This window comes from Leptospira yanagawae serovar Saopaulo str. Sao Paulo = ATCC 700523, from assembly GCF_000332475.2.
Lineage (GTDB): Bacteria > Spirochaetota > Leptospiria > Leptospirales > Leptospiraceae > Leptospira_A > Leptospira_A yanagawae.
In genome coordinates, this window is the sequence record NZ_AOGX02000032.1 from 127,756 (window position 1) to 139,974 (window position 12,219).

13 protein-coding genes are annotated in these 12,219 nt (G+C 40.5%); all 13 read right to left on the reverse strand.

Annotated features, from left to right (window positions below; translation table 11 throughout):
- Position 1: 1 nt before the first annotated feature.
- Positions 2–1,069 carry a protein-glutamate methylesterase/protein-glutamine glutaminase gene (locus tag LEP1GSC202_RS15575; RefSeq protein WP_015678634.1) on the reverse strand — a complete coding sequence of 356 codons (1,068 nt, stop codon included), beginning with the start codon at positions 1,067–1,069 and terminating at the stop codon, positions 2–4.
- Positions 1,066–4,287: a chemotaxis protein CheW gene (locus LEP1GSC202_RS15580; RefSeq protein WP_015678647.1), complete on the reverse strand. Its 3,222-nt coding sequence runs from the start codon at positions 4,285–4,287 to the stop codon at positions 1,066–1,068. The genes LEP1GSC202_RS15575 and LEP1GSC202_RS15580 overlap by 4 nt, the downstream gene beginning before the upstream one ends.
- Positions 4,288–4,305: 18 nt before the next feature.
- Complete coding sequence (locus LEP1GSC202_RS15585; protein WP_015678728.1) at positions 4,306–4,809, reverse strand: chemotaxis protein CheW; 504 nt, start codon at positions 4,807–4,809, stop codon at positions 4,306–4,308.
- A 36-nt stretch (positions 4,810–4,845) separates the two neighbouring features.
- Positions 4,846–5,430, reverse strand: a complete 585-nt coding sequence (locus LEP1GSC202_RS15590; protein WP_015678621.1) for a 5-formyltetrahydrofolate cyclo-ligase — start codon at positions 5,428–5,430, stop codon at positions 4,846–4,848.
- Positions 5,427–5,744, reverse strand: coding sequence for a cell division protein ZapA (locus LEP1GSC202_RS15595; protein WP_015678672.1), 318 nt, complete (start codon positions 5,742–5,744; stop codon positions 5,427–5,429). Before LEP1GSC202_RS15595 ends, LEP1GSC202_RS15590 begins: the two co-directional genes overlap by 4 nt.
- A 5-nt stretch (positions 5,745–5,749) precedes the next feature.
- Positions 5,750–6,388: a hypothetical protein gene (locus LEP1GSC202_RS15600; protein ID WP_015678616.1), complete on the reverse strand. Its 639-nt coding sequence runs from the start codon at positions 6,386–6,388 to the stop codon at positions 5,750–5,752.
- Positions 6,389–6,445: 57 nt separating this feature from the next.
- Entirely contained in the window at positions 6,446–6,799 is a 354-nt protein-coding gene (gene rplT / locus LEP1GSC202_RS15605) for a 50S ribosomal protein L20 (RefSeq protein ID WP_002975326.1), read from the reverse strand.
- Between the two features lie 3 nt (positions 6,800–6,802).
- Positions 6,803–7,003: a 50S ribosomal protein L35 gene (gene rpmI / locus LEP1GSC202_RS15610; RefSeq protein ID WP_002988170.1), complete on the reverse strand. Its 201-nt coding sequence runs from the start codon at positions 7,001–7,003 to the stop codon at positions 6,803–6,805.
- Positions 7,004–7,011: 8 nt separating this feature from the next.
- Positions 7,012–7,575: a translation initiation factor IF-3 gene (gene infC, locus LEP1GSC202_RS15615; RefSeq protein WP_015678618.1), complete on the reverse strand. Its 564-nt coding sequence runs from the start codon at positions 7,573–7,575 to the stop codon at positions 7,012–7,014.
- An 89-nt stretch (positions 7,576–7,664) separates the two neighbouring features.
- Entirely contained in the window at positions 7,665–8,537 is an 873-nt protein-coding gene (locus LEP1GSC202_RS15620; RefSeq protein WP_244147750.1) for a hypothetical protein, read from the reverse strand.
- Between the two features lie 60 nt (positions 8,538–8,597).
- Entirely contained in the window at positions 8,598–10,514 is a 1,917-nt protein-coding gene (gene thrS, locus LEP1GSC202_RS15625; protein WP_039929187.1) for a threonine--tRNA ligase, read from the reverse strand.
- 49 nt (positions 10,515–10,563) lie between these two features.
- Complete coding sequence (locus LEP1GSC202_RS15630) at positions 10,564–11,157, reverse strand: TetR/AcrR family transcriptional regulator (RefSeq protein ID WP_015678653.1); 594 nt, start codon at positions 11,155–11,157, stop codon at positions 10,564–10,566.
- Positions 11,142–12,032, reverse strand: a complete 891-nt coding sequence (locus LEP1GSC202_RS15635; RefSeq protein WP_015678612.1) for an alpha/beta fold hydrolase — start codon at positions 12,030–12,032, stop codon at positions 11,142–11,144. Before LEP1GSC202_RS15635 ends, LEP1GSC202_RS15630 begins: the two co-directional genes overlap by 16 nt.
- Between the last annotated feature and the right edge of the window lie 187 nt (positions 12,033–12,219).

Below are 12,219 nucleotides of genomic sequence, written 5' to 3' on the forward strand. Positions count from 1 at the left end.
GTTAATTCCCTCTCGACTTTAATAATTCAATCATTTTTGGTACTAATTCTTCAACAGGGAGAACAAAATCAATTCCCCCGAGCTCCACTGCCACACGATTCATCCCATACACAACAGAAGTTGCTTCATTTTGTGCCAAGGTGATCCCACCTTTCGTATGTATGTTTGTGATGGCATGTGATCCATCTTTACCCATTCCCGTCATGATCATGGACAATAAATGGTCTGCTCCATAAGATTCCACCAAACTATCAAACAAAACTTCTATAGATGGCCTATGGCCATTCACCTGTTCCGAGTGAGTGAGTTCAATGATCCGGTCTTTTCCTTTTGAAACTACCCTCATCTGGTAGTCACCAGGGGCAATGTATGCAGTACCAACCTGCACCAAATCTCCCTGTTCTGCTTCTTTCACATGTATTTTAGACAAAGTATTCAATCTGTCAGCAAAAGCCTTTGTGAAACCTGCTGGCATATGTTGCACAACAAAAATCGGCTTAGGAAAATCAGCTGGAATCCCTGCAAAAACGGTTTGTAACGCTTTTGGCCCTCCCGTGGAAGTGCCAATACCGATAGCCTCTACTTGGATCGGTTTTTGAAAACTTTTATTTATCTGGCGTTCCGGGCGTTCGGGACGCACTTCGGAATCGGCACTCACAGGTTTGGAGTCTGAAAACCCTTTGATTTTGAGAGATAAAACAGCGGCGATGTCTTCTGGAGAGAACTGGTTCCCACTTGAAGGTTTTGGGATGAAATCCACTGCCCCAAGTTCCAATGCCTTAAAAGTAGCGTCCGCTCCGTGTTGGGTGAGGACCGACAACATGATCACATGGCTTGGCAGTTTCTTTTTTTTGATTTCGGCAAGGGCTGTTAACCCATCCATAATCGGCATCTCAATGTCTAAAACGATAAAGTCGGGTTTTAGTTTCTCGGCAAGTTCTATGCAATCCATTGCTGTTTTGCCAGTGGCAATAACAGAAACTTCCTCTTTTTTCGTGAGGGCATCACTTAATATATTTCTCACAAGTAGTGAGTCATCAATGATCACAACAGTTGGTTTTTTGTTCATGATTTATGAATTAACTCAACTAACTCGTCAAAATCTGGTAGGAATACCAAAACACCGATTAGGTTGCTTCCTTGGTGATTGAATTCAGTATGCATCGACAAAAATTTGGTCCGTTCTGGTTTTACGATGTCTACTACTTCCATAAAACTACCAGTGATCATTTCAGGAACGGAAGGCAAAATTTCTTTTTTTAATTTGTTGGAAAGTGAGTTCATCACACTGGAGCAAACTATATTCGAGATTTCAGATAAAACAGACATCATATCTTCTGACAATTTATGATTGCTGTTATCTGCATATTTTGCATCTTCTGAACCTAATAATTCTTTGGCAATTTCGGAGCCATTTTCTTCAGAAAACATCATAAGTAAATTTCCGTTTAAATCCCCAGTCATTCGGATTTTCATTCCAAAAAACTGATCCATGGAATAACGGAACTCTTTTGCCAAACCATCGCGATCGGTTAACTTAATTTCAGGTATGAATAATTCAACTTCCTTACCAACTAACTGAGAAAGCACGACACCAGCATTCATCATACCAGTATTCACAATGTTTTCTAATTTTTTGATGTCTTTTGAAGACATGATCTCATTGATCGCATCAGTATTTAGAGCAGAAACTTGGTTTAGGCGTTCCTCTTTTTGTTCCACAAATCCTTTGATGATTTCTGCAGCCTGTTCTCTTTCCGTAAGTTTGACATTGTCTATTTTTGCAACATCGGCAAGCCTATGGATTTCATCGGTTTTATGGTCGAGCACCAATGTGGAAGTAGTGGCATCTGCTGAATGCGAATGGTCTTCCGAATGTCCATTGACAGCCTTATCCTTTTTCGCCAATTCTGTCGTGATTTTTTGATTGGTTACCGGTTCTTCAGTAAACACTTCTTCTTTGGTGACAATGATATGTTTTTCAATTTTATGTTTTTCTTTTTTGATACGTGATTTGTCTTTTGCCCGTAGTTCGATTAATTTTGCATTGTATCGATTGGTAGGATGGATTGACTTAAAGATATACTCAGAATCAGACATCTCAAGCGAACGGATGGTGGAGGAACGTTTCATCATCTCCCCCGCAACTAATTTATCAGACCAATCCACTTTGTCGGCGGCAATTTCCACAAGGCCAGGGATATCCAAAACCAAAATGATGGTTCCATCTCCCATAATGGTAGCACCTGTTAATCCTTGGACATCTTGGAAATTTTTTCCTAGAGATTTGATTACAGTTTCATGTTTTCCAATTAGGTCATCTACCATAAATCCTAGTTTTCGAGTTTTGTAGTTTACGATGACAACAGGAACTTCGGTCATTTCCTGTTTGTCAGCAAGACCCAAAATACGATTCAATCGATAAATTGGTAAGACTTCACCACGTAAGTTGATGATTTCGTGGCCTTCCAGAGTTGTGATCTGGTCTAAATTGACTTTGATTGTTTCTGAAACTTCTGATAATGGGAATGCATACACTTCTTCTTCCATAATCACTAGGATGGAAGGGATGATGGCAAGTGCTTGTGGGAAAGACAAGGTGAAAGATGATCCTTTTCCTTCCTCCGAATGGATGATGATTTTCCCTTTGAACTCTTCGATGAGTTTGTTCACAACATTCATTCCAACACCTCGGCCGGAGATGTCAGAAATTTTGTCAGCAGTGGAGAACCCTGGAGCAAATATAAACTGAAAGATATCGGATTCGGATAGATTTTGGGAATCTGCCTCAGTGACTAACCCACGTTCGATGGCTTTTTTTAGAATTTTGTTTTTGTTTAAGCCCTTTCCATCATCACGAATTTCAACCAAGATATTGGATCCACCTTGGTAGGCATTGAGTTCAACAGTCCCCTCTTCTGACTTACCTGCCAGTTTTCGTTCTTCCGGTGATTCAATTCCATGATCAACAGAATTTCGAATGAGATGGATGAGTGGTTCCCCAATCGCATCGATTACTTTTTTGTCTAACTCAGTATTTTCACCTCGAAGGACCAAGTTGACTTGTTTGCCAGTTTCAAGAGACAAATCACGAATGAGCCTTGTGAATCGATTGAATACGGAGCCAATTGGAACCATTCGGATATTCATGATTCCTGTTTGCAAATCTTTGGAAATTCGATTGATTTGGTCAATTTTCCCTTTGAGTTCGTTAAAGAGAGAATCTTCCCCAAACTGTGCTACCAAGTCATCATAGATCTTTTGGAATCCAGAGTTGGTAATGACAAGTTCCCCAACATTATTCATAAGTTGGTCAAGTTTGTCTGAAGATACTTTTATGGTTCGCATGACAACTTTAGAATCTGTCACTGCTTTTTCAAAATTAAGAGAACCCTTTGATGAGATCCTATCTTCTAAATCATTGGATCCACTTTCCATGGGGTTTGTATGGGCAACGGGTGTGACATCCACTCTTTTTTCAAGAGCCTCCATTTCTGTTTCAGGAAGCTGGATTTCATTGACCGAAAGTGACTCCACCATATCGATGTTACACTGGGCATACAATTCGTCTTTAGAGTTTTTTGTGACAGTGACAAAGGATAAAGCAAAATTCCCCTGACCATTGTCCAATGCTTCTTCTGATGGATTACATTTGATGACAACACCAGACTGTGTGACCGATTGCAGAATCAGTAACAATCGGAGATTCTGCATAGGTGTATCATTTTTTAACTGTAAGTCTACCGTATAAGCAGACAAACCGTCTTCATCTTTTAATGCCATTCTGATTTCAGAAATTTCTTCGTCCGAAAGATTTCCGAGAGCGGTTGTCACAGCAGCTACACTTTGTTTGGTGTTGGTATTTTTTTGCGAAGGTTTCTCTGATAGGTTTCCAGAAGAAACGGAAACTTCATAATCTTGCAATTTTTTGATCATATCGTGGAAAGGAGTTTCTACTTTCACACCATTGGCGACACCTTCGATCACCTGTTTGATCAAATCAAAACATTCAAATAATAAATTAACGAGTTTAACATTGATTTCCAAACTCCCTTCTCGGATTTTTTGGAGAAGGTTTTCCATCGTATGGGCAAGGTCAGACAAATTGTACAGGCCCACGAAAGCGGAAGAACTTTTTAAAGAATGAGCCGCACGAAAGATATCATTGATGATTTCTGGATTTTCATGATCTTTTTCCAGTTTTACCAAATTGGAATTGAGTTCCTCAATTTGGTCCTCGGATTCTTCCAGGAAAACTTCTGTGTATTCACCTAAAATTCCAGCCAATGTCGTATCCCTTATTCCTTACTTTGTGGACGAAACAAAATTTACAATTTGTTCCAAATCCAAATTCAAAACCAAATGGTCTTCGTATCTTGAAACCGACTCTACCATCTTACTGTAGTTTAACGACAAGTCATCTGTAGTATAACTGATAAAGTCTTTTTGTATTTTCACCACTTGTTTGACTTCATCCACTAAAATCCCAATTCGTTTTTCTTCTAACATGACCACAACAATACGAGAAATCGAGTGGATGTCTGAATCGATGGAGTGGAATCTTTTTTTGAGATCTACGATGGGGATGATCTCTCCTCTAAGGTTGATCACTCCTAAAATATAATCGTCCACATTCGGAATACGAGTGATGAGAACAGGTTTTAAAATTTCATGAACCAATAACAGACGGATCCCAAAATATTCTTTCTCGATTGTGAAAGTAAGGAACTGTTCCAAGTCCCCTAAATCAGACTCTTGTTCCATTTTGGTTTTTTCTGCAAGGGATGTAAGGAGTTTTTCTTGGTCCATATGCTTCTTCGAATCGTGTCAGAATCCTACGTGGATTCAATCGAAAAACGAGTGAATTTGAAATTCTGTAATCATTTTTCCGACTTTCACATCGTGACTTTCTCTGAGGAATGGGACGGGAAAAAATTTAGAAAAACTAAAGCCTATGGTTTTCTTTTGCACTTCCAAAGGAGCAAGGATGCGATCATAATAACCACCACCCCGGCCCAAACGATAGCCATCCTTATGGAACCCAAGAGCAGGGACTAAGATTAAATCCGCTTCCTCTACGGATATCTCCTCATCTCCCACAGGCTCCAAAATTCCATGAGGTCCTTTTGAAAAGGAAAAAGGGCGGATGAATCGTAAAACATGGTCTGTTTCCACTTTCGGAAAGTACCATTTTGCAGAATGACGGGCTTCGATAAATCCAGTGGGTCTCGGTAAAGGAGAGGACTCGATCACAGGTAGGACATCCACTTCATATTGGATATCAGGAACATAGGTAATGATCTTTGATTTGCCTTGTAAGAGTGGGAATAAACGTTTTAAAATGGCGGATTCAATTTCTTCACGATCCGTGAGTTTAACAATATTGTTTTTTAGAATTTCCCTTGCGTCTTTTTTGGCAATTGGATTCAAAAATGATCCCCAATGATCCCCTCTTCTAGAAGTGAGATGATTTTTTTGGTTCGTTCTTCTAGTTCAGGATTGATACTTGTTTTGGAATTAAGATCTCGCATTTGGAATAATTCGTCTGCTAGGTTTAGGGCACATAACACTGCCAATTTGGTTTTAGAGGCATTTGGCAAAACCTTTCCCAGTTCTAAAAGACGAGATTCCACATAGTCGGCCACCTCGGATATATAACCCGAAGATGCTTCGCCAACAATCGTATATGTCTCACCAAAGATTTGTTTGGTTATTTTATGAGAGTTTGGGGCAGATTCTGCCATATCATTTATTTTGGATCGTCTTCAATGATGAGAAAATCATCGTCATCATCTGCATCAAAAACACTGATTGCTTCATCCTCATCGTCAATGATGATATCATCATCTTCATCGATTTCCACTGTTGGGACTTCATCTTCTGATTCCACAACAAGTTCTTCCTTTTCAAAAGATGCAGATGCTGGTGTTTTTTCTAAAACTTCTTCCACTTGGAATTCAGATTCGTCTTCATCAAGTAAAATGATTTCATCGTCGTCTTCTGAGGTAAGACTAGGAGCGACTGCTGCTGCCGCTGCTACCGGAGCCACAGGGCTTTCCGTAGCTGGTGGAGTTTGGGATTTGGGAGTGGAACTTCCCGTTGTTGGAAGTCCATCTAATCTTCCAAGGAGTTGGTGGACTTTGGACTCGAGTAAACCTTCCCTTTCACGAAGTTGGTTGAGTTCGTCCGTCGCGTCTTGGAGCTGCGAACGCAATGTTTTTAATTCGCGTTCTTTTTCCTCCATTGCGAGCTTCATTTGGTCATTTTCCGCGCGGAGGGATTCATTTTCCGTCTCTAGGCGTGCGTTTTCTGTTCTAAGGTCTTGGATTAGCTCAAGGGCCTTAACAACTTTACTTTCTAGCTCTTCAATGGTTTCGATTTTTAACATGATAACAATCCGATGGAATAGAATAGACGAGCTATTCCATTCCAATCAAGCACTAATTTACTTAGCGACTTTGGTTTTTTCAACGATGGCGTTGAATACTTCTTTGTGGTTGTATGCAAGGTCAGCCAATGTCTTACGGTCTAAGTTGATTCCGTGAGTTTTGAGAGCGTGGATGAATTTTGAATATGACATTCCATTTTCTCTGACTGCGGCATTGATACGTGTGATCCAAAGTTTTCTAAATTCAGACTTTTTCTTTCTACGGTCACGGTATGCCCATTGACCCGCTTTCATCACAGCAGATTTTGCTGTTCTGAAAAGTTTTGAACGTCCGCCTCTAAAACCTTTTGCTTTAGCGAGAACTTTTTTTCTACGATTCTTATGGATGGTTCCGTTGACTGCGCGTGGCATCGTTTAACCTCCGTAAGGTAGAAGTTTTTCTACACGGTTGTAATCGGTTTCATGGATGAGGTGCATTCCACGGCTTTGGTGTTTCATCTTAGGAGATTTTTTCTCTAAGATATGTCTACGGAACGCACATCCGCGTTTGATTTTACCTGATTTGGTAAACTTAAAACGTTTGGCTGCTGCCCTGTTTGTTTTTAGTTTATACATAGTTGTTTTTATCCTTTAGGTTTTTCACCAATTGGGTTCATCACGACCACTATCGTCTTTCCGTCGTGTACCGGCATTTTTTCGGGAGAGGCATGCTCTTTTAGGTCCTCGACAAACCGGTTAACAATATTCATTCCAATTTCAGAGTGAACCATCTCTCTGCCTCGGAATCGAAGAGTCGCTTTTACTTTATCACCCTTTTGCAAGAATTCTAAAGCATGACGCTTCTTAATCTCGAAGTCATGGTTATCAATCCGCGGGCGGATTTTAATTTCTTTCACCGTGACAACGTGTTGTTTCTTTTTCGCTTCTTTTGTTTTTTTAAGAAGTTCGAATTTGTATTTTCCAAAATCGATCAACTTACAGACGTGAACATCTTGGTCTCCCGAGACTTCCACCAAATCAAGGTTAGCTTCCTTAGCTCTTCTCAGAGCTTCGTCCAGAGTAACGATATCAGACCCTTCGTCTGAGACGAGTCGGATCGATGCTACATTGGTAATTTGTTCGTTAATTCTGATGTGGGCGAATTTATCTTGGTTTGGGTTCCCTCTAGGGTTGGGCCGTTTCTGCATTCAGTCTCCGAAATTTCTTTCAATTTCCAATTTCGGATGAAAAACTAGGCACGCAAGTACATTTCTTTGCAAATGCAAAGCTTCTGGAGCTAAAGCGTGCCGGAAGGGCCTTCCCAGACCACATATTCAATGGAAAGGGATCCTTTTCCTAAAATTTCTGGCAAAATAGGAACAAGGGATCGGTATTCCCCGTGATTTCCCATCCCCATACACGAACCACCATGGCAAATCCTTCCACTGCCGTCATACAAAACATATTGGATGAGGTTGTCCCATTTTTTGTCCCCTCGGATGGGATCGAGTGACTGGACAAGTGCTAGGTAATGGAATCCTTGGTTTTGTTTCCGTTCCAGTCGGAACCGAAGGCGGTTCTGTTTGGTAAGGGGTTCTGTGGCATACAAAAGTTCCCCGTTTCCAGGATTCCAGTGTTGCCAACCATGGATGCCCACGACATGGTTTGCCCGGTTCCACTCTCGTTTGGATTCCCTTCGGTTGGCATTTTTCGGAAGCGTTGGACTCGGATGGGGTAAAATGAGATCAGTACAGGGGCCAGAGATTGTGATCCGAAGGGATACTTTGGCAATCTCAGAAATCGAAAAGGGAAATCGACTCCAAAGTCCAGGTACATCGAAACGTTCCCATGGATGGACAGAGTGTTCGGAAGTTTGGCAAGACAAAAGCCGATCATTGGCATCGTAAAAAGCAGCCACAACATAAAAAGATACGGATTGGTTTGTTTCGTTTTGGCCACCGGCGAAAACAATATTAGGACAATCAAAATGGACATCTTTTCCCAAACCATCCACAAATTGCATCCGACTCACCTTCCAACCAAGTGTGACTCCCGTAGTGATGGGAAGGTTTTGCATAGGAATGGCATCATACGCATCACAGACATCATACGGTGGGTGGATGGGAAGATCCAGATGAAGAGTCACTGGTTCTTGTGAGGTGGACAACACTTGACTCTTGGACATTGGAGGGAAGGATAACTTCCCTCACAACTTAGTCAAGAAATTTCTTTAATTGAGTTCCCCTTTGAGGAGTGATAGGAATCCATCACGTGAAACTGTTTCCGTTTTTTCTTCGCCCATACGACGATACGAGATAGTACCAGCTTCTTTCTCTTTATCTCCTAAGATAAGAGTGTAACTGCTACGCTTCATGATGGAATCCCTAATTTTACTTCCAATCTTTTCGTTTCGGACATCCAGTTCGACACGAAATCCTTGCATTACCAAATCTTGGTATACTTCCTTCGCGTACTCACTATGAGTTTCTGCCACAGTCAAAACACGAATTTGTGTTGGGTTGAGCCAAAGTGGAAATTTTCCTTCAAAATGTTCGATGAGGATCCCGATGAAACGTTCCAAGGAACCATAAATTGCCCGGTGGATCATAACGGGTGCATGTTTTTTTCCATCAGATGCAGTGAAGTCGAGTTCAAATCGGTTTGGCATGGAAAAGTCAATTTGAACGGTTCCACATTGCCAAAGCCTTCCCAGGGAATCTTTGATATTGAATTCAATTTTTGGCCCGTAAAACGCTCCGTCCCCTTCTTTGATTCCATATTCGATTCCTTTTTTCTTTAAGGCATCGTGTAATGCTTGTGTGGCGAGATTCCAATCTTCATCACTTCCTTGTGATTTTTCAGGTCTTGTGGCAATGAAGGTTTTGAATTCCGTAAATCCAAATTTTTTATACACATCAAATGTAAAGTCAATGATGTCTTCCACTTCTGATTCTACTTTTTCCAAAGGAGCATAGATATGGGCATCGTCTTGCGTAAAAGCACGAACCCGAAAGAGGCCATGCAATACTCCAGACATTTCATGCCTATGTACGTTACCAAGCTCCATAAAACGGAGAGGAAGTTCCCTGTACGAGTGCATATGGTATTTGTAAATCAAACAACAACCGGGGCAGTTCATGGGTTTTACCGCAAACTCACTTTCATCGATGTCAGTGAAGTACATGTTTTCCTTAAAATTATCCCAGTGGCCTGATTTTTTCCAAAGAGAAGAATTTAAAATCGCAGGTGTTTTGATTTCCTGGTACCCACGCCGAAAACATTCTTCTCTAATGAAAGAAGCAAGGGTGTTCCAAAGCACAGTACCCTTTGGATGCCAAAAGGGGAAACCAGGTGCTTCCTCTTGGAAACTAAACAGATCAAGTTCTTTCCCAAGTTTTCTGTGGTCTCTTTTTTTTGCTTCTTCGATGAGAAATATATATTCATCTAACTGTTTCTTTGAGGGAAATGAAACTCCATAAATCCGAGTGAGTTGTTTGTTTTTGGAATCCCCTTTCCAATACGCACCTGAAATCGCCGTGAGTTTGAAGGCTTTGAGTTGGCCTGTGCGGGCAACATGAGGCCCACGACAAAGGTCATACCATTCCCCTTGTCCGTATAACGAAACCGATGCGGAATCAAAACCTTGGATGAGTTCTACTTTGTAAGGTTCGTTTTCTTGTTTGAATTTCTGAATGGCTTCTTCCTTGGAAAGCTCCCAACGTTTCACTGTTAGGTCTTCTTTCACAATTTTTCCCATTTCAGTTTCAATTTTGGGAAGGTCGTCCACTGTGATGACGGTGTCTCCAAAATCGATGTCATAAAAGAAAAACCCAGGACCATTTTCGATGACAGGACCGACAGTTAGCCTTGCATGAGGCCATAACCTTTGGACCGCCATCCCCAGTAAGTGGGCTGATGAATGGTGGAATACTTCCCTCCCCTCTTTGTCATCAAAGGTGAGAAATTTTACAGTGGTGTTTTCGGTCGGAACAAAAGATAAATCAACAGTTCGTCCATTGGACAAAACAACGGCAAGAGCTTTCTCTTTTAAGAAAGGCAGTTGGTTTTGGATAAAATCAGAAAATGACTTTCCTGATTCGAGTTCTTTGGAACTTCCATCGGGTAGTGTAATCGTTAGTGCTGCCATAAGTGTATTCCCAGGTTTTCGCACGCGCATTCTCCCGAAAAGTAAAGTTTTACCAGAGTTTTCCTGTTTCGAGAGATTCTGTTAATTTCTGAAAACTTTCATCTACAGATTCCTTTCTCCCGAATCCACCTTCCCTTTCTAGGTCGATGAATCCATGGACGAATGAACGTATGATTCGAATCTTGTGAACTGTTTCCTTGTCCAAATTGACAAAATGAAACGCATCCAAACAAAGTTGTAAAATTCGATCTCCAAAACGTTTGAGTTCAGGATCAAACTCAGTGGAGGAGATGACAAGTGGATACAAATGTGGGTATTCTTTTGCAAACCTTCTATAGGTTTGTAAAAAATTGGAAATTCGTTTGGACCTAACTTGGTTTTGTTTCAACACTTCGTTTAGATTATCACCTAATAACCGCAAGGCCCTAATTTTCATTTCTCGGAAGATATCTTCTGTATCCGTAATATGGTTGTATAAGGAAGGGGTTCTGATTCCTAACGTTTCTGCGACAGTTGATAGTCTGAATTCCGAAAATCCAACGTTTTGAATCGTATCCCATGCCACATCGAGAACCAAATTACGGTTGATTTGAACTTGCCCTTTTTTAGGCCTTCCGATTTTATTTTTTACTTTTTTTGCCATAAAGTTTGGATGTCTCGGAAAAAACGATTTGGTTCTTCCACAAATGGATAATGCCCCCCATTTTCATAGAGATAAACTTTCCCACCAATTGTATCACGGATCCAAAGTGCTTCCTCTTCAGGTGATGGAAAATCAGGATCTTTTAATCCCATGATGATGATATGATTCCCTTTCGCATTGGATAACTCAACTTCACATTCAGTTTTGGGAGCAAATAACATAGAACGTAGGGCAAACATCCTTCCCTCTTCTTTTAAATTTTCTTTGAGTTTATCCTTTCGTTCTTCCAAATCATTGGGTGGTTGGATCGGAAAAAGTGATTCGTAAAATTTGACCCAGGCACTTGGCCCCCAAGGTCCACGAAACATTATTTGGAGCATTGATTTTAAACCAAAGGACATAGGTTCTTTGTCTCTGACAAAAGGACCCGATAAAATTAGACCTAACACACGTTTCCTTTCATGTGATTGGATGTAGACTGCCGATGCCGCTGTCATAGAATTGGCTATGATGTAGATATTTTCTAATCGATTCTCTTGGATAAAACTGATGGTATCCAAAGCGGTTTCCTTGGGTCCATATGATGTAAAACTGGTATCCGATTCGCCAAGACCTCGCAAATCAAATGAATATACGGTTCCTTCTTTTGCCAGTAACATTGCTAAAGGGAGATAACTTTCCTTCCTATCTCCGATGCCTGGGAGTAAAATGAATTTTTTATTTCCAAAACCCAACTTTGTGTAAGCAAGTTTTCCTTCTTTGGTTTGGAAAAAGGAGGTTTCTATTTTTTGTGTGAAATGAATTGATTCAGCAAAAAGAAACATTGGGGAAAAAATCGCAAAAATGTAAGGGAAATAATGGGTAACGAATTTCATAAAACTAATATAGTTAGTTTTTTAACTAATGCAATTAGTTTTTTTCAGAAGAATGGAATTTTTTTCATTTTGAAAACTAAAAAAGGAAATTTTTTACTCGTTTTGAACGTTTCCATCTAAAAACCAACACCTTCCCTTGAAAATCTCCTATAGTGGAAGGTATAGGATGGAACAAAAAGAATGAGAA